This is a genomic window from Ketogulonicigenium robustum (assembly GCF_002117445.1).
In the GTDB taxonomy this organism is placed as follows: domain Bacteria; phylum Pseudomonadota; class Alphaproteobacteria; order Rhodobacterales; family Rhodobacteraceae; genus Ketogulonicigenium; species Ketogulonicigenium robustum.
In genome coordinates, this window is sequence record NZ_CP019937.1 from 867,703 (window position 1) to 886,411 (window position 18,709).

Annotated in this window: 16 protein-coding genes, 1 tRNA gene and 1 pseudogene; 10 read left to right on the plus strand and 8 right to left on the minus strand. The window is 58.6% G+C overall.

The window, feature by feature from the left end:
- Positions 1–251: 251 nt before the first annotated feature.
- Complete coding sequence (locus BVG79_RS04380; RefSeq protein ID WP_085785813.1) at positions 252–563, minus strand: NADH dehydrogenase ubiquinone Fe-S protein 4; 312 nt, start codon at positions 561–563, stop codon at positions 252–254.
- 129 nt (positions 564–692) lie between these two features.
- Here BVG79_RS04380 and uvrB point away from each other — a divergent pair, with 129 nt between their 5' ends.
- From uvrB to BVG79_RS04395, 3 genes are all read left to right on the plus strand, one after another.
- Complete coding sequence (uvrB, locus tag BVG79_RS04385) at positions 693–2,876, plus strand: excinuclease ABC subunit UvrB (protein WP_085787247.1); 2,184 nt, start codon at positions 693–695, stop codon at positions 2,874–2,876.
- A gap of 62 nt (positions 2,877–2,938) precedes the next feature.
- A complete protein-coding gene (locus BVG79_RS04390; protein WP_236951419.1) occupies positions 2,939–3,613 on the plus strand; it encodes a hypothetical protein in 675 nt (224 codons plus the stop codon).
- Between the two features lie 64 nt (positions 3,614–3,677).
- Positions 3,678–3,753 (plus strand) — tRNA-Ala (locus tag BVG79_RS04395).
- Positions 3,754–3,874: 121 nt separating this feature from the next.
- Here BVG79_RS04395 and BVG79_RS04400 read toward each other — a convergent pair.
- Positions 3,875–4,444, minus strand: coding sequence for an excalibur calcium-binding domain-containing protein (locus BVG79_RS04400; RefSeq protein WP_085787248.1), 570 nt, complete (start codon positions 4,442–4,444; stop codon positions 3,875–3,877).
- 375 nt (positions 4,445–4,819) lie between these two features.
- Here BVG79_RS04400 and BVG79_RS04405 point away from each other — a divergent pair, with 375 nt between their 5' ends.
- The 5 genes from BVG79_RS04405 to BVG79_RS04430 all read left to right on the plus strand — a co-directional run bounded on the left by BVG79_RS04405 (position 4,820) and on the right by BVG79_RS04430 (position 9,373).
- Positions 4,820–5,461, plus strand: a complete 642-nt coding sequence (locus BVG79_RS04405; protein ID WP_085785815.1) for a recombinase family protein — start codon at positions 4,820–4,822, stop codon at positions 5,459–5,461.
- A gap of 490 nt (positions 5,462–5,951) precedes the next feature.
- Entirely contained in the window at positions 5,952–6,470 is a 519-nt protein-coding gene (locus BVG79_RS04410; RefSeq protein WP_085785816.1) for a ribonuclease H family protein, read from the plus strand.
- Entirely contained in the window at positions 6,470–7,006 is a 537-nt protein-coding gene (locus tag BVG79_RS13450; protein WP_157115618.1) for a hypothetical protein, read from the plus strand. Before BVG79_RS04410 ends, BVG79_RS13450 begins: the two co-directional genes overlap by 1 nt.
- Before the next feature lie 520 nt (positions 7,007–7,526).
- Positions 7,527–8,171, plus strand: coding sequence for a DUF2711 family protein (locus BVG79_RS13885; protein WP_085785818.1), 645 nt, complete (start codon positions 7,527–7,529; stop codon positions 8,169–8,171).
- A 782-nt stretch (positions 8,172–8,953) separates the two neighbouring features.
- Positions 8,954–9,373: a hypothetical protein gene (locus BVG79_RS04430; RefSeq protein WP_085785820.1), complete on the plus strand. Its 420-nt coding sequence runs from the start codon at positions 8,954–8,956 to the stop codon at positions 9,371–9,373.
- A gap of 126 nt (positions 9,374–9,499) precedes the next feature.
- Here the strand turns inward: BVG79_RS04430 and BVG79_RS04435 are convergent, their stop codons facing one another.
- The 6 genes and pseudogenes from BVG79_RS04435 to BVG79_RS04460 all read right to left on the minus strand — a co-directional run bounded on the left by BVG79_RS04435 (position 9,500) and on the right by BVG79_RS04460 (position 15,199).
- Complete coding sequence (locus BVG79_RS04435; protein WP_085785821.1) at positions 9,500–10,897, minus strand: site-specific integrase; 1,398 nt, start codon at positions 10,895–10,897, stop codon at positions 9,500–9,502.
- Positions 10,898–11,127: 230 nt separating this feature from the next.
- Positions 11,128–11,870, minus strand: a pseudogene (locus BVG79_RS04440) (IS5 family transposase).
- Positions 11,871–12,038: 168 nt separating this feature from the next.
- Entirely contained in the window at positions 12,039–12,662 is a 624-nt protein-coding gene (locus tag BVG79_RS04445) for a zinc metalloprotease (protein WP_085785822.1), read from the minus strand.
- Positions 12,659–13,465, minus strand: a complete 807-nt coding sequence (locus tag BVG79_RS04450; RefSeq protein WP_085785823.1) for a substrate-binding periplasmic protein — start codon at positions 13,463–13,465, stop codon at positions 12,659–12,661. Before BVG79_RS04450 ends, BVG79_RS04445 begins: the two co-directional genes overlap by 4 nt.
- A gap of 1 nt (position 13,466) precedes the next feature.
- Complete coding sequence (locus BVG79_RS04455; protein WP_085785824.1) at positions 13,467–14,279, minus strand: ABC transporter permease; 813 nt, start codon at positions 14,277–14,279, stop codon at positions 13,467–13,469.
- Positions 14,276–15,199, minus strand: a complete 924-nt coding sequence (locus BVG79_RS04460) for an ABC transporter ATP-binding protein (RefSeq protein ID WP_085785825.1) — start codon at positions 15,197–15,199, stop codon at positions 14,276–14,278. Before BVG79_RS04460 ends, BVG79_RS04455 begins: the two co-directional genes overlap by 4 nt.
- A gap of 359 nt (positions 15,200–15,558) precedes the next feature.
- On the opposite strand from BVG79_RS04460, the gene BVG79_RS04465 reads away from it, so the two are divergent.
- Positions 15,559–17,643 (plus strand): outer membrane protein assembly factor BamB family protein, encoded by a 2,085-nt coding sequence (locus BVG79_RS04465; protein ID WP_085785826.1) that lies wholly within the window; start codon positions 15,559–15,561, stop codon positions 17,641–17,643.
- A 59-nt stretch (positions 17,644–17,702) separates the two neighbouring features.
- Entirely contained in the window at positions 17,703–18,542 is an 840-nt protein-coding gene (locus tag BVG79_RS04470) for a type 2 periplasmic-binding domain-containing protein (RefSeq protein ID WP_085785827.1), read from the plus strand.
- Positions 18,543–18,709 lie beyond the last annotated feature (167 nt).

Genomic DNA, 18,709 nt, shown 5'->3' on the forward strand with positions numbered 1-18,709 from the left:
CTGCGTATTCCGTAGCAGCCCCGATTTCATTTTGTGACAGAACTATACGACTCAATTTTACCGTTTGTTCGAATATTTGAATAATAGATATGGCTGCGGAATGGCTGCGGAAAAGTGCCGGTTTCTAAATCGCATGCCACGTTTAATTCGGCGCCAGCGAAATGTTAGACACAACCACAGGGCGTCTTAGCCAATGTAAAACGCCCACAACAGCGTTGCGGGCGTTTTGGTATTTGAAGATGTCAGGCTGATCAGTGCGACCACGGCACCCGGCGGTTGGTCATGAAATTTTCGCCATATCCGAAGGCGCGGATATTGGGGGCGCGCCCGTGTTCGGGCAGTAAAACCACGTCCAAGCCATGGGTTGCAGCGTAAGCCATCGCATCATCTCTGCGCGCGAAATGCAGCTTTAGTTGCGATTCAGTGTCGTTGCCGCCCGACCATCCCATCAGCGGGTCGGTTTTCGGGGTTTCGGTCGTTTCCCATTCCAGCACCCAATCTTGGGCAGTTGCTGTGCCCGACGACATTGCAGTGCGGGCGGGGCGGTAGAGTCTGGCGGTCATGCGAAGCCTCTTTATCTGGTTGAGTGCAGTTTTGCGGATTCCGCCTTGTCTGGCAACCCGCTTGTCGGGGGTTGCACTGGAACAAAAAGTGACCACATTAAGGCCCTATTGATTGCCGCGCAGGGTGCCATGCACAACAACAATCCCGAACAGATGCCGATGATGTATTCCACCCCGCAGCGCCGCGAAAAGCTGGAGGGTGGCAAGCGTTTCAAGCTGCACACCAACTTTGACCCCGCAGGTGATCAGCCGACGGCCATTGCCGAATTGGTCGAGGGCGTCAACGCAGGCGAGCATGATCAGGTTTTGTTGGGTGCGACCGGCACGGGTAAAACGTTTACCATGGCGCAAGTCATCGAACGCACGCAGCGCCCTGCGATCATTCTAGCCCATAACAAGACGCTGGCCGCGCAGCTTTATGGCGAGTTTAAGAACTTCTTCCCCGAAAACGCCGTCGAATATTTTGTCAGCTATTACGACTACTACCAACCCGAGGCTTACGTCCCGCGCACCGATACCTTTATCGAGAAGGAATCACAGATCAACGAACAGATCGACCGGATGCGCCACTCGGCCACGCGCGCGCTGCTCGAGCGGGATGACGTGATCATCGTCGCCTCGGTCTCGTGTATCTACGGTATCGGATCGGTCGAGACCTATTCTGCGATGACGCAAGACCTGTTCGTCGGCCAGAATTACGATATGCGGCAGGTGATCAACGATCTGGTAGCGCAACAATACAAGCGCAACGATCAGGCGTTTTTCCGCGGCAGCTTCCGCGTGCGGGGCGACCTGCTGGAAGTCTGGCCCGCCCACTTGGAAGATCGCGCGTGGCGGATGTCGTTTTTCGGCGAGGAACTGGAATCGATCATCGAATTCGACCCCCTGACAGGCCAGAAAACCGATGCGTTCACGCAGATCCGCATTTACGCGAACAGCCACTATGTCACGCCGCGCCCGACGATGAACCAAGCCGTCATCGGTATCAAAAACGAACTGCGCCAGCGTCTTGACCAATTGACCGACCAAGGCAAGCTGCTCGAGGCCCAGCGGCTGGAGCAACGCACCCGCTTTGATCTGGAGATGCTCGAGGCCACCGGCGTTTGCAACGGGATCGAGAACTACAGCCGCTACCTGACCGGCCGCGCCCCCGGCGAACCGCCGCCCACGCTGTTTGAATTTATTCCCGACAATGCCATCGTATTTGCCGATGAAAGCCACGTCACCGTGCCGCAAATCGGGGCGATGTATCGGGGGGACTTCCGCCGTAAGACGACGCTGGCCGAACACGGATTCCGCCTTCCTAGTTGCATGGATAACCGCCCCCTGAAGTTCGAGGAATGGGACGCGATGCGGCCGCAGACCGTTTTCGTCTCGGCGACGCCAGGCCCGTGGGAGATGGGGCAGACGGGCGGAGTATTCGCCGAACAGGTGATCCGCCCGACGGGACTGCTCGATCCGGTCATCGACATCCGGCCCATCGAAATGCAGGTCGACGATCTGCTGTCCGAAATCCGCAAGGTTTCGGCTGCGGGCATGCGCACCTTGGCGACAGTGCTGACCAAGCGCATGGCCGAAGACCTGACCGAATACCTGCACGAGCAGGGCATCCGCGTGCGTTACATGCACAGCGACATCGATACCATTGAGCGTATTGAGATTTTGCGCGACCTGCGTCTAGGGGCGTTCGATGTTTTGGTCGGCATCAACCTGCTACGCGAGGGGCTGGATATCCCCGAATGTGGTTTGGTCGCCATTCTGGATGCCGATAAAGAAGGGTTCCTGCGCAGCGAAACATCGCTGGTGCAAACAATCGGCCGCGCCGCACGTAACGCCGAAGGCCGCGTGATCATGTATGCCGATCGCATCACTGGCAGCATGCAGCGCGCCTTGGCCGAAACTGATCGCCGCCGCCAAAAGCAGATCGCCTATAACGAAGAACACGGCATCACGCCGCAAACGGTGAAGAAAAACGTCGAGGACGTTTTGTTCGGCACCTTCGCAGGCGACACCGACATGGCGCGCGTTACAGCGACGATCAAACCCGGTAAAGGCGGTAACTTGCAGGCGGTTCTGGATGGTCTGCGGGCCGATATGCGCAAAGCCGCCGAGAACCTTGAGTTCGAGGAAGCGGCGCGGATGCGGGATGAGATCAAGCGCCTTGAAACCGTCGCGCTGACCATTGCCGACGACCCCCTGGCGCGTCAGACCGACGTGGATGAGGCTGTCGAAGACGCCAAGAAGGCGGGCGGTCGGTCGACTGCTGGGCGGGCTGGCCAGCGGGGCGGCAACAAGCGCAGCAAGCGTAAGTAGTTAATCGGATATTAACCCTCATGCGGCTTGATAGCCGCATGAGATCGTGCTGGCCCTTTCTTTTGTTGGGATTTCTGCTGCCGACGCAGGTGGCCGCCGGCGCATGGCCGCGCGACGAGGGCGAGGTTTTTATCAGCCTCGGCGGTAATGTCGCGCTCTTCTCCTCGGTGCGGCCCGTCCACTACGACCCAACTTATTATGTCGAATATGGGGTTACGCCGTGGCTTACGGTCGGGCTGGATGGCTTTCATGCCGACCGCGGCGCCGCGCGCAATGCCTTTGGTTTCGCGCGAATACCGTTGCTGCAAAACGTTGCGGGCCATCAGTTAGCGGTGTCGGTGGCCGTCGGGCAACTGCGTTACAAAGGGCTGGATCGCGATGCCGAAACCCTTCCCATGGCCCGTTTGGCGCTGCATTGGGGGTATGGGTTAAATGATGGCTGGCTGGCTGCAGATGTGCAGACGCAGTTTCATCTTCCGCGCGATGGGGCGGATGACGGCCCCGATCTGTCGCAAAGCAAGGCCGACCTCACATGGGGCTACCGTTTCGGCGGCCACTGGATGATGACGTGGACCTTGCAGTTGGGCTACGGCCTTGATCATGACTTTTATGCCAAAATAACACCCGCCGCAGGGTTCGAGCTGCGAGAGGGGCTGTCGCTGCGTGGCAGCTATACCCAAGCCCTCTCGGGCGACCGCGGCGCTGCCCTTGGCTTAGAAGCATGGTTCACGTTTTAGCGGTTTTCCGTGTCGTTCCGGCGACTTGACACGGCGTCAGAACAGGCGCACATAATCCAGCAGTGGGGCCGTAGCTCAGTTGGGAGAGCGCGTCGTTCGCAATGACGAGGTCAGGGGTTCGATCCCCCTCGGCTCCACCACTACTCTTTTTAATCTGATTTATTGCCATAAAAACAATGGGTTGAACGTACTTTGCCCAACCCAGTGTCGATCATTCTGACTAGCCATTCTGACCAGTCCGTAGCTAGGTGACTAGGCGAACTAGCATCCACCGTAGTTGCGATTTCCGCTGGACGTAATTGTGTATCTTCCGCCTCTAGGACCAGTGTAGCATGTGCGGCTCGCTGTAACTCGCGGTCGTGAAATCGCAGCCATCTCACGCGCAACGCGTGTTCGACCAGCATTTGCCCATTGGCTCACACTGCGCCCCCACTCACATGCGAAGCCATCGCCATCGCGATCAAGCCCATGCGGATCAGAAACGGGTCCACCACTTCTTAGGAAAAACTGTTGGGCGGCGGCTGCACTAGGGAAATCACTGCAGTTCCGATCATACACGGGGGATGCCGACCGCGTGTATAGGCTTTGGCGATATGCGCTCGCAGTTCGTCTTCCGATGTAATCGGAACGGTTGCTCGTCTCCCCCCGCATACCAAGCTCGGCCTCAACGAAAGCAAGCGCTAGAGGCTCAGTCAGTGTGCTGCCGTGCTCAATCCAGAGCGATGCAGTGCTCATGGTGTCGTATCTGCTCTGCAACGCTTTAGGCGTGTTACACGCCGATAGAGCAAGCGCACCAACCAAGCTCACCAGTGCAATCCGAAGTTTACTCATTTCTCATCCCATTAATTAGTTACCCGGTAATAGTTCTTAAATTTGCGAAATGTCGAATATTAGTTCGCTTCATAAGCGCGGTAGCTAAAAAATTTCAGAAAAATCTGAGGCCCTGACCTTAACCAGAGTTGCTCCCGCGCACCCCCCGTGGGTCACCCGCGCGCCCACAGAATAGCTCCCTCGCAGCGCCGGTCCGCCCACAGAAATGCTCCTGCGCGTGAGCGAATGGGGTTGGCAGGGCGCGGCATGACTGGCCTCTAGGGCATACCGATGTGGCCACTTAGAAACTCCTCTACGGATGTGGCTTCTGACTGTTGACAAATCAAAAGCCACATACTTATCTGGCCATGACCCTAGAAAACACACAGGCAAGTCATGGCAACCATCCTCTACGCCCGCGTCTCGACCATCGACCAGAACATCAGCCACCAGCGCACCCAAGCCGAACAAGCGGGCTTCGTGCTGGATGAAGTTATCGCTGATGAAGGCGTCTCCGGCGTCACCGTTCCCCTCGCAGAGCGCCCACAGGGCAAGCGGCTGTTCGACAAGCTGCGGGCGGGGGATACGCTTGTGGTCCGCTGGGTGGATCGGCTTGGGCGCAACTATCAAGACGTGACGGACACGATCCGCCAGTTCATGGGGCAGGGGGTCGTGATCCGCACCGTCATCAACGGCATGACCTTCGACGGCTCCACGAAAGACCCCGTTCAGCAAGCCGTGAGAGACGCGCTGATAGCCTTCATGGCCGCGACAGCACAATCCCAAGCCGAAGTCACGAAGGACGCCCAGCGCGCGGGCATAGCCGCTGCGAGGGAGAAGGTGGGCCGCTATCGCGGGCGTAAGCCCAGCTACGACGAAGACACGTTAGAGACTGTGCTTGACCTCCACCGCGCTGGTGGCAAGCTGCTGACGATAGCGAAGGACTTGGGGCTGTCTCGGAGCACTGTCCGACATATCGTGGGCGATCCGCAGCGGGCACGGGAAGTGTTGGCGCGCTGGGATAAGGGCGAGGAGTAAGAGGGATGGGCGAGGTCATTCACAGCGTTGCCGTCTGGGGGATTAGCGGGGCGCTGGCTATCGCCGCGCTATGGTCGATCTGGCATAACTTTTAGAGCAACCCGACCCGCATCCTGACTTTCTGTTGAACTATCTGTCTTTTGTAGTCTTTAGCCACGCCAACAACATCTTGAGGTCAAATCCGTTAGGCGGGCTAGGTTGAACACGCTCGCAGAGACGGCAGAGCAGCCGCAGGATAGCCAAGTGTCGCGGCCGCAGGACTCCGGTTCAGCGTTGGCATAGCTCTCTAGCCCACCGCACAGCAGCGCTCCGCTCGTGCAACATTACCCCTCCGTTTTGGGGAGCGCACTGAACCAGCAGAGCATCCGAAACCACGGACCTAAACACGCACAACATATTGTAGCCCCGCCACACAGGCCACCCATCCCCTCAGTCGCCGCTCCGGTTCATCCCGTGGGCGGCTTTTTCTTTTTCAATCCAAGGATCGATCATGACCAACATCACCACCCGCGATGACCAGCCCGTCCAGAGCCAGACTCGCATAGAGATTTACACGGACGGCTCCTGCATCGGTAATCCCAGCAGGTTTGCCGGATATGGTGCGGTGCTGCTACGGCTCGACGCGGCCGACAATATCATCAACAGGCGCGAGATCAGCGGTCGAGCGGATGGAGAGACAACGAACATCCGCATGGAAATGACGGCGGTCTGCGTTGCGCTGGAAGCAATCAATCCGAACTCTGCAGAACCGATCACCGTTCTGTCTGACGCCGACATCATCAGCAAAGCTATGAACGGATGGCTGGCCAAGTGGAAACTGGCGGGCTGGCGCAAAGCCAACGGAAAGCCAGTCGAAAATCGTGACCTTTGGGAGCGCCTCGACAAGGCTGTGTCGGGGCGCAGTGTCACGTTCAAATGGGTGCGTGGCCACAATGGAACCGAGCATAACGAACGTGCCGACGCCCTTGCCCACCGCCAAGCCCGCAAAGCCGAACGGTTGGCCGCGTAATGCTGCACATCCAGAAACCGGAAGGGGCGCTCGTCGCCCCAATCTGCCAGCGATGCGCCCAGCCAGTCACCGCCAAGCGCAAGGATGCCCTCTATTGCTGCCGTCAATGCCAGAGAGCCGCAACCCGCCATACATCCAGAGGATCGCGCGTGGTTGAAAATAGCAACCGCACACATCGTCACTATGAGCGCGCCGCGTGGTTGTCTTACGATCTGAACCGGATGCAGTCACCCGATCGAAGAGAGATGCTGCTTGCTCTGCTCGAGGCGGCCTCCGGCTACGATGCGCCCCTGAGGAACATTCTACTCGACCCCAAGCTGCTCGGGGCAGAGCGTTCATCGCCAATCGGCAAGCTCGGGCCAGACAAGAAATGCAGTGATGCGTTGAACATCGCAAAGATGGCCAATGCGTTTTGCTTGTCCGAATGGGGCTGCGGGATACGTCATGCGACTTTGGACAACGGCAAGCCAGCGGGCAGGATTTTTAGAGAGGTAGACCAACGACAGGACTATGATCCGCCCCCGCACTATAGATAAGTTAGAGGATGGATGCCGTGACGGAGATGTAAACGAGCCCTCTCGGGCGTAAGACCACGCACGTTGACTATACCCGACGCAGGACCGCTAAACTCAGCAGTGATAAGGGGGAGCAGGAGGCGGAATGCCCGTATCATGCCCCCGTAGCTCCCCTCTAGTGAACTGCTAAACCAACACCTCCACATGCCCCCGAGGGCCGCTATGGAGTTACTCGAGCCGCACCACGTCTCAGGCATCACCTCATTCACCCCGGCGAGGAAGGCCTAGCTGCGGATGTCGAACTACCTGCACACTCCCACCGAGCTGCCGCTTGATCTCAGGTGAAGTTGTCCGCTAGCCTTAATTGAATCAACCGGCGGCTTAGGGCTCAACGCCTTGACCTTGGCGCTAAACCCGCCAACAGGTCAGCCCGAAACAGTTATACCCACTTTGAGAGACAAAGTTACCGGTGAGGAGGCTTCCATGGCGACCTGCCGCCCAATGATTGCCGCTTAGGCGCTAGAGAAGGTTTGCAATTCCAATGTACGTTAATACTCCCTACAATGGCAGGATACTTGACATCTATTCCGAGCACTTTTCGCGCGTTTGGGTGGTTTTGTCGCCATTCCTGAGGCCACAGACGATCCCTTTTGAACGGTTCGTTCCGGGAACATACCCGACGAGAAATGAAATTCTTGCTGACTGCGAACCGGTGAGATGGGAGGAAGTACTACGCATAGGAGGTTTCGACACACTAAGCGATCTTGATATCGCCTTAAGGTCTTACATTCATGGCCTGACGCAACCGAACCAGCGCCTAGCAGATCAGCTCGATAATATGATCGAAGGGCAAAATCTTATCCCACCGACGGAAGGCGATCTTGCCCCGCACAATGAACGCAAATTTCTTTTGCGTCTGAAAAGCTTGGGTCACTCCCATGTTCTTGTATATAGCGAGTTCGGGGATTTCGTTGACCGGATGGCCATAGACGAGATGATTGTCAAAGACTGCATTCCACCGCACGGCGTGATTTCGACTGACGACGGGTCTTTCCTAGTCGCATCGCATTGGGACAGTTGCTGCTCATTTCTATGCGCCAAAGGCTGTGACGACGAGTTCAATGACCTTGAAAAGTTCCTCTGCACAGACATAACACACGTATACTGGGGTCTCTTTCCAATCTGAATACTGTCGTTTCTTAACGGTTATCGACGCCATCCAAACGCAGCACTTGTCCGATGGTCTTACGAGCCGTGTTATCGCGACGGCTGGCGCTCGACGCAGAAATATCCGCTTCAAGATCGAAAATGCAGCGACACTGATTGCTCAGATTTGCGTCAATGACCCTAAACGCAAGGGGGCAAAGAAGTGGGTGGAGGTTAAGTTTAGCGTCTATCTGAACATCCTAAACGCGGCAGTATTGGGACTTGGAGCTTTCGGCACAAAGGCAAAGTTCGCTCGGACGGGCAGGTGGCGATCAGACGTCCAATGACCCGCTCCGGCGAAATTAGCCACACCGCAATTGTTCGGTTGATTTGCGGAACCAAGCGGGGCCAACAGGCGCGCACCTTAGACGGCAATCCGTTGAACCTTCGGAGCGCCAACTGCGCCCTCAAAGGCAATCAAACAACCGCCGAGGGGCGCGTAGGGGCGGCCAAGTATGACTCCCTTGCGCTGTTGCGCCAACGGGCAGCTCTGCGCGATGCGGCGGCGGGCAAGGGGTATGATCTGCCTCTAGCTCAATAGGCAGCGTCAGTGATCCTCACCATTACAACCGCAGGGACGACTTCGGTCGCCTCCGCGTGTGACCTCCTATGCCCTCGCTGCGTCCAATGGTTGAGCCCGCGTCACCATTGATTGGGAGAAAGCAGGAGAGCGGCACTTGGGATTCATCGATTCCATATCTATGCTAATCACACGGCAGCGCAGATTGTCGCAAGTTATGAGAATTTTGCGAAAGCTGAATCGTGATTTTGAACTCTTTTGATGACCTAAATGCGCTGCTTAACGGCCTATTCCCAGCGTTCGGTGCGACCCTCGCCGAATCTCTCCATAAGCAAGATGATGGTAACTTCACGGCGCACGGGCTTCGCATGGATTTCCGTGTCTTCTATTGCGACCATATTGCCGATTTTGGGTTGGCCGAGAGTGTCGAGCTTTTTCGTGTTATTGAAGAAACAGTTGCAGCCGACGCGGATGACAACAATCCAGTAGCAAATGCGCTCCGCACCTGTTTTCTCGAGGATATTTCCAGCAGCGAGGTTGGCGAGGCCAGCAAATCGCTTATGGGCCCATCGAGTCGCGCGTATTTCGACTTTTGGCACGTGTGGCCTTCTGGCCCTGCTATCGGCTACATTGACGGCAGTGGTAGTCCAAGCGAGCGCTGACCCTCAATGGAGTTCTGGCGCGTGTGAAACGGCACCACGGGGTGAAAGCCCCGCGCTTGGACAAGGGCCGCCCAACGACTGAGAGCCACCTTATCAGGCCTTTTTAGGGTGTTGGGTCTGCTATGGTCAGGCGACTTCCGGTAAAGCGACAGCCTCAACACAGGCGCGCATTTGCGCTGCTGAAGAGCGGGCGATGTAAGACGCGCGGGTGACGTTCTTGCGGTCAGGAACGTGGCCGATCACATCCTTGATAACGGCCTCTTGTTGCCCTGCGCGGTCTGCTGCCGTGGCGAACCATCGGCGCGCAGAATGGAAATTCACTAGACTGCGGCGCTTCCCTTCTCGGACTTCATCGACCCCAAGCGCCTTGCGGTATCGTGCAAAGCGTTTGCTAAACGTGTCTCCAGCGTCACGCTCGGACTGCAACTCCTCAAATAGCCAAGCCTTGCCGTCTTTGCCCGCTGTCCTACGCCGCACAATGTCCAATAGGGTCGAATGCACGGGAACAGGGCGGGCGGCGGCTTCGGTCTTCCCTTGTTGGATGTCGAAGGTTAGCCCGTCTTTGTCCTCTCTGACCTCCTCGACCCACAGGGTCAGTATCTCTGCCATCCGCATACCGGACAACAGCGATATACGCAGGGCATCTTGAATGGCGGGTAGGTGGTCGGGGCTCATTCCTTTAGGCGGTTGGCTGTTCAGCAGCAGTGCAATCTCTTGGCCGGTGAATGCGCGTTCCTCGTCACGACCGCCGCGCTCAGCGCGCTTGCCACGGCGCAACACCTGCTGACCATCCCAAGGCCACCCAGACGTCATAAGCTCGCCCGTGGGCAGCTTTACATGCCCCCGCGCAGCTAACCAGCGCCAATACCCGCGTAGGGCCGAAAGGTGCTTTTTTTGGGTCGCTGGGTGCATCTCGTCGATGACCTTGGACACATACGTGCCCGCCTGTTTCCGTCCGATCCTGTCAATGGTCAGGGCAGGACGTTGATCTGCGGCCCAGCGAGCAAACTGGGCAAGGCTTCCACGCCGGTCGTTCCGTGTCTTTGCTGCGAAGTCTGCTGTCTTCAGGTAGGATTCTAGGTGCGCGTCAACGGTCTCGCGTCCGTGGAGAGCCCCCAAGAAGGCGTCGCGGTCATCTTGATCCTTGAATGCATCGACGGTTGCGTCCAGCGACCATAGGGCAGCGTCATAGGCGCTAATGGGGCTGTCTGGGTCGCCGTGATCGTCATCTTCAAGTTCAGCCAGTGTCTCGCGGTAGAGCAACCCTTGGGCGCGAGCGGTGAGCTGTGCGGTGTCTGCGGGCTTCCCTGCTAGGATGTCCTCAAAGAGCGCCGAGGTCGTTCTCTCCAGTTCGTTGCGACGGCGCTGGGCGGTCGTGAGGTCCGACGTTTCGAGGTTGATGGAGTAAGTTACTCCAAGCCCGAGAGAGGCCTGACAGCGCGCGGGAATCGCACGGCGGAACCACCAGCGATTATGCCGCAGAACGAGATAGCGCTGCCCTGCTTTTTTCGTTATTCCTGCCACTGTTGCACCATTCTAACCAGCCATTCTGACCAGTTTTATCTATGCAACTTACTGATACTAAGCAATAACATATAGTTAGATGCCGTTGGTGTAGATCCTCCTCGGCTCCACCAAGTAATATCACATAAAGCATTGAAATTAAACACATTTATGTGTCGTATGGTTTGATCTATACCACAATTTATCCCACATCTTGCAGCGGATGCCCTAAGCTCAGAACTCGTTCTTGATCATAGCCAGAACAGGACGGTTGCGGCGAGGATGATGGCGGAGAAGAAGGTCTCTGGACACCGGCCGTGTCGGGTCGCCACGCGCCGCCAGTCCTTGAGGTGGCCGAACATGATCTCGATGCGCTTGCGCCTCTTGTCATATTTGACGGCCTTTTTGCGGGACTTCCGGCTTGGGATGTAGGCCTTTATCCCCTTGTCTTTCAATGCATTTCTGAACCAATTGACATCTTAACCTCGATCGCCGAGCAGCCATCCTGCCTTCGTCCGGCTGCCGATCAGTGGCGCCGCGCCAGTATAGTCGCTGACCTGTCCAGCCGACATGAGGAACCCGATCGGGCGCCCCTTGGCATCAGCAACCGCGAACAGTTTTGTGTTCATGCCGCCTTTAGTGCGCCCGATCTGGTGCCCGCGCCCCCTTTTTCACCCCAAGGCTTGATGCCGTGCGGTGCGCCTTCAAATACGTCGTGTCGATCATGATCGTCTCGTGCTCGGCGCGCTCAGTGGCAAGCCCACCAGGATCCGGGCGAAGACCCCGTTGTCACTCCATCGCTTCCACCGGTTGTAAAGGGTCTTCGCCGGCCACATTCTTTCGGCGCATCGCACCAACGCAACCTACTGCAATTGATGAAGATTATGCCACTGAGGACGCGACGATCCTCCACGCGGGGCTTGCTATGGCTCTTGGGTAAGAACGGCGCAAGGCGCGCCATCTGAGTATCGCTCAGCCAGTAAAGATTGCTCATCGATCAGGTCTCCGCGCGGAGCCTGAATCAAGCCAAAATCCCGAAATCAATGGGTCCTGAGCCTAAAAATCGTAAACAGTTCTTCATTTATTTGAAATATGGAAGCAAAGACGCTGCAGTGTGGTGTTAACATGCGGCCTGTTTGCTGTGTTCGTGAGTCGTGGATGATTAGCGCAGCAGCGCCAGCTCGATCTGGATCAGATTGGCCCGATAGCTGACAGTCACCGTCACAAGCGTGACGAAGGCGATCAACGCGATACATCGGCCTATGGGGGCGGATTTCATCCAGATCGGCTGGCCGCGCCACAACCACAGGTGGCCCATTAGGAACGGCGGGATGGGCAGCAGGTTGAAGGCGACATACCAAAAAACAGTGCGGCGGAATGCGTCGATTAACGCCATGGTGACATAGGCGGGCATCGCGCCGGGGAACGTGTGCGCGATGAGGGGGCGCAGGTGCATCAGCGACTGCGCAAACAGCGCCAGCAGCGCCAAGCTGATGAGTAATAGCGGCAGCAGCGATACTGCGCCGCCCCGCAATGCGCGGGGGGTGATCTGCATGGGCCGTATCCAGCCGATCTGGGTAAAGGTGATGGAAAGCAGGCTGATCGGGCTGGCGGCGCGTGTTGGTGAAAGTGTCAGTCGGCCATCTTGGCGGGGTCCGCGATCGCCGGCCAACCATGTCAGCGCCGCAAGGATCCAGCTGTGCAGGGTCACAGTGACGACACCGACCAGCACCGCATATGCGATGGTCTGCGGGCTTTGGCTGTAGAAGGTAAAGGGGTTGATCATGTGGCGTCCTCGGGCAGGGGCGCGTAGCCGTAGCGCTCGGCGATTGCATCAATCTCGCCGCTGTCCTGCATGTCGCGAAGGGCGGCGCTGATCGCGCGTTTCAGGGTCAGATCGCCTTTCCAGAACCCCATCGCGATGGAATCGCGGCGCACATTGGGGACAAGCGAGACTGTCAGGTCGGGCTGATCGCCAAGGCCCGCGGCCAGAATCGCGTCGGTCACCACCATGTCCAGCTGGCCCTGTCGCAGCGCGGCGATAGCGCCTGCCAGTTGGGGCTGCCCGACGATGGTCGCCGCGCCATTTTCGCGCAGCGCGCGGCTGAGCTCTAGCCGGTCGCGCCCCAGCGAACCGACGAAGACGCCCACACGGGCACCTTCCACTGTTTGCGCGGGGTCGCGCACAAGGCTGACCCAGCCGCTTTGCAGATAGGGGGCGCTCATATCCAAAAAGGTGCGCATGGTCGTGCTGTCGACCAGCCCGCCGATGATGATGCTGCAACTGGCGCGGTTCAACTTCCACGCGGCGGGGTTCATGTCGCGGCCGATGGCGGCGTTGGTGTTGAACGCGGCGCGCACGCCCAACCGCGCGGCGACGGATTGCAACAATTCGATCTCGATCCCCGGCGCGGCGGCTGTGCCGGTCACGAAGGGTGGGTAGCTTTGCGGCGTGCAGACGCGCAGCACGCCCTGTTTCTGAACCTGCTGCAGCGCGGTGTCGGGCGGCAGCAGGTTGACCGCCGAAAACAGCCCCAGAACCAATGCGATCATGCCCATGTCGCGTGCGTGGCGGCGAAGAAAGCCCATGCTACACCTTTTGAATGCGCAAAAAGCGCAGCAGCGCCAAGCCAAAGAATATCGCCGCACAAATCGCGATCATCACCGCGCTGCCTTTCAGGCTGAAGCTGTGAAAGCCGATGAAGATGCCGCGCAGCAGGTCGTTCACGTAGGTGATCGGATTCATCGACACCAGAATGACCATCCATTCGGGGTAGAGGGCCTTGGCCTGCGCCGCCCCCAGCGCTGGGTCGATGGGAAACATGGCGTTCGATGTGAAATACAGCGGTAGTAGCACGGCATTCGAAAACAGGCCGAAGCCTTCAAAGCTGCTCGTACGCGTGGCAAGAAAAATGGCAAAGCAGCTCATCGCGAAGGCGAAGGCCGCCATTGCGCCAAGGCCCGTCAGCACCTGCGTTGCCGTCAGCGATACATCGACAATCGGCGCCAGCAGCAGCACGATTGCGCCTTGCAATGTGGCGATTGTCGTGCTGCCCAATGCTTTGGCGAACATGATGGTGCCGCGCGCGCGCGGGCTGGTAGCCAGATGCTGGGCAAAGCCGTATTCGCGGTCGGCAATTACCGTCATCGCGGCTTGCATGGCGCCGAACATAATATTCAGCGAGATAACCGCGGGAAAGATGAACTGCAGGTAGGTATAAGGCACGGCAAAGCGGATCTGCCCAAAGCTTTCGGCGCGAAAGTAGGGCCCAAGGCCGATGCCCATGATGACGACCCACAGCAAGGGCCGGCTGATGCACCCCACCAGCAGCGCGCGGTCACGCAGGAATTTCTGGACGTCGCGCTTCCAGATGGCGTGGATGGCCTGCAAGGTGTCGATCATGCCGATACCCCCGGGTTTACGCCTTCGGTCGCGCTGATGATCGCCCGCTCCAGCGGGGCGCGGCCAGCGGCGACCTTGGCGCCATAGCGCGCGATTGCGGCAAGGTCGGCAGGGGCGGCGCTGGTCGTGGTTAGCAGCACGTCGCCTGTGGCGGCGTCCAACGTGGCATCGTGCAGGGCGACCAGAAGTGCGGCGCGCGCGGCCGAATCTGTCGGTGTGATGCGGTAGTGCTGCCCACCAAATTTGTCCAACAGCGCATCGGTCTGCCAAATGCCGTGCAACTTGCCCCCGTGCATGATGCAGGCGCGTTCGCTTTGGGCGACTTCCTCGATGAAGTGGGATGTCATAATGACGCTTACGTTCTGGGCATTACGCCGCGCCGCGATTTGATCCCAGATCTGTTGACGCGAATGTGCATCAATCCCTGCGGTCGCCTCGTCAAGGATCAGCACTGCCGGCTCGTGCAGCAGGGCGCGGGCGACTTCGACGCGCCGCTTTTGCCCTGTGGATAGGGTGCCGACGATGCGGTCGGCCAGCGGTTCAAACTGCGTCAGCGCCGCATCAATTGCGGCTTTGCGGCGCGGCCCGCGCAGCCCTTGCAGTGCTGCGGCGAACAGCAGGTTCTCCAAAACGCTCAGGCGGGCATCAAGGCTGCCCGATTGCGGTACGAATCCCAGATGCTGCCGCGCGCGGCCCACGGGGCGCATTTTGCCCTGAAAATGGAAGAACGCTTTGCCGAAGTCTGGCCGCAGTAAACTGGCCAGCACCTTGATCAATGTGCTTTTGCCCGCCCCGTTGCGCCCCAAAATGCTGAACCATTCGCCCTGCGCGATCTGCAAAGACACCCGATCAAGTGCGACGTTCCGGCCAAACTCTACCGTGACCGCATCCAGCGTGAACAATTGGCTGCGACCCGTCATAGCCGCGCACCGCGCAACCGGCAAAATGCATGGGCGGGCACCCGTCGGCGGGGTTTTGATACTTGGTATTTCTCAATGAATTTCATATGATGCGTCGGAAAGAAGCGGTGCTACTTTCCCTTACGTTCCTGTGGGCCGATCGGGTTAAACTGCGGGAACAAGCAAAAATTCCTGATTGCTTTATCTGGGCTTCGTGATAGCGACAAAAGGCGCCATTGACGAATCTTAATATCACGACGGGTACGTTCAATGCGCATGAGTCGCAACCTGTCGTCCTCCCCCGGCAGGTTGATTTGTTCCAGCAACACTCCGTCACGCTACGCGCGGCGGGGTATACGTTAGATAGAGGACGGAACGCCGTGAAATCTTCATTCCTTTTGCGTGCCAGCGCTGCCATCGTGCCGATGGTTGTTGCCGCCGGCGCTGCGCAAGCGGCAGATGGTTTCTTTACCGCCGAGCAGGTTGCAAACGGTAAAGAACTGTATGACGCACGCTGCAGCGTCTGCCACGCCCAAAGCATTCGTGACAGCTACGCGAACTCCAGCGCGACTGCTGCCCTTATTGTTGAATCGATCGTCTCGAACGGTATGCCGCTGGATAACCCCGGTGGTCTGCCCGCGCAGGACTATGTCGATATTGCCGGCTACATTCTGAACCACAACGGCATGGCCCTGGGCGATGAAGTTCTGGCCGGTTCGGCAGCGGTGCAAGTTGCCGCCATTGGTGCCGACCCCGCAGACATCGCCAATGTCGTTCTGGAAGAAGTCGTCGACGACACGCCCCAGCGCGAATACTCGCCCGTCACGTCGGAAATGATCCTGGATCCGAACCCGGCTGAATGGCTGCAATGGCGCCGCACGGTCGACAACCAAGGTCACAGCCCGCTGGACCTGATCAACCGTGACACGGTTGGCGATCTGGAACTGGCTTGGGCCTACCCGATGGGCGTCCCCGGCCTGCAGGAAGTGGCCCCGATCGTTCACGACGGCATCATGTTCCTTGCGACGAACCAGAACAACGTGATGGCTGTCGATGCCGTCACCGGTGACACCATTTGGATGTACACCCACCAGCGCCCCGAATTCGAAGGCGCCTACCACAGCCGCCAAGCCGAACGTCAAAAGAACTCGGTCGCCCTTTGGGACGACAGCGTCATTCTGACGACGGTTGACGGCAAGCTGATCTCGCTGAACGCCCTGACCGGTCAAAAGGAATGGGAATTCCAGGTCATGGATTGGGAAAAAGGCTACAGCTACACGGCTGGCCCTCTGATCGCTGACGGCAAGATCTTCACTGGCACCTCGGGCTGCTCGATCGCGGGCACCAACGGCGGCTGCTACATCACCGCCCACAACGCCGACACCGGCGAAGAAATCTGGCGCTTCAACACCATCGACGATCCGAACAACCCGCTGGTTGACGAATCGTGGGGTGGCGTTCCGGCTGAAAACCGTTGGGGTGCGACGCCGTGGGCGACCGCGTCCTACGATGCCGAGCTGAACATGGTCTACTACGGTACCGGCATGCCGATCCCGTATTCGGAACATACCCGTGGTACCGGCGAGGGTTCGGCCCTCTACACCAACTCGACCCTGGCGCTGGACGCCGACACGGGCGAGCTGAAGTGGTACTACCAGCACATGCCGCGCGACAACTACGATCTCGACTCGCCGTTTGAGCGGATCATCATCGAAGAAGAAATCGATGGCGAAATGCGCAAGCTGGTCGTCTCGACCCCCGGCAAGAACGGCATCACCTTCGCGCTGGACGCGGCAACGGGTGAATTCGTTTGGTCGAAGGAAACGATCTACCAGAACGTCATCGACAGCATCGACCAAGAAACCGGCGAGATCACGCTGAACCTCGACACCATTCCGAGCGAAATCGGTGAAGAAAAGCTGTTCTGCCCGACCTTCAACGGTGGCCGTCTGTGGCAGGCAACTGCTTACAGCCCCGACACCGGCATGTTCTACCTGCCGGCTGCGAACCTGTGCCAAACCATCACCCCGCTGGCCTTTGAAATGGCCGCGTCGGGCGAGACCATGGGCATGGCCAACACCGGCCCGCAACAGCTGGCCCCCGGCCACGACAACGTCGGTTCGCTGTTCGCCCTGAACGTGGTTGACGGTTCGGACGCCTTCGAAGTCGAGCAGCCCGCTCGCTTCTCGTCGTCGGTTCTGGCAACTGGTGGCGGCCTGATCTTCGTTGGCGATGCCAACCGTTGGGTCTACGCGATGAACGACGAAACCGGTGAAGTCCTCTGGAGCCAGCGTCTGCATGCTCCGATCGGTGGCTACCCGATGACCTACGAAATCGACGGCGTGCAATACGTCGCCATTCCGGCAGGCCAATCGGCAACCACCCAAGTGGCCCTGACCCCGGGTATGAGCCTGCCGCCGATCACCGGCGCCAACATGCTCTACATTTTCCGTCTGCCGTCGTAAAAGAAACCGTCTGCACCGGCCATCTGGTCGGTGCAGACCCTTATTCGAAAGTGCCTGCCATGCGTGCCTTGCTTGCCGCCGCCCTGACTATCGCCCCTGCCATTTTTCCGGTCGCCGCATCTGCGCAGCTGATGGAACAGGTGGCAAATCCCCAGCTGATGAACCCCAACATTTTGCCGTCGGGCAGCCAGCTGCGTATTTGCCATCAGAACGGGCTCGTCACCGCCGACCTCGACATAGCCATCGCGCGCGAAATCGCTGCGCGGCTGTTTCTGGAAATTGAAGTGAACGTCCTGCCGTCGGGCTATGGCGTCGGAGGCGAATTTGCCGCTGCCGATCTGCTGGTAAACCTCAGCGCGCAGTGTGACGCGATCTTCGGCATGGGGATTGGGGCGAATATTTATCCGGCCGAATTCACAGTGACGCAGCCCTACGTGGCCCACAGCTTCACCTATCTTGCGACCAACCCCGATTATCAGCGCCTGACCGACATTCCCGCAGGGCTGCGTGTCGGGGTCGAGATGGCGTCCTATGGCTCGTTCGTCTTCCGCCAATTCAACAGCCTGCGCCCCGAATCCGAACGACTGGGCTTTCTGCCTTACGCCGACCACACGTTGATGCTGACGCGCCTGCAAGACGAGACGCTGGCCGCAGTCAGCATTTACGCGCCGTTCTGGCGGGCAGGGGCCGATACGCCCGTCTACCAAGGCGTGCACGAGCTGCAGCGCATGCCCGAACTTGCCGCGCGGGTGAATACCGGCGCGCTGCTCCTCAGCCAGAACACCTTCATGCGCGGTGAACTGGATGCTGCGATCGCCGATCTTCTGGCCGACGGGACTGTCGCCCGGCTGATCGAAGAACTGGGCTACGACGCCTACGGCACCACGGTTGCGCAGTAAGCGCGTAAATTCTGGGCGTTTGCCTTGCTGCTGTGCCTTGTCGCAGGCACAGCAGCGCGTCACGGCAATTGTGATCGGCTGCGGTGCGCGAAAATGGTGAAAACGTTAGGCCCGCCATCATCATCCCGCTACCCTTTGACCATACGTTAACCGCCATTGCAGGAGGT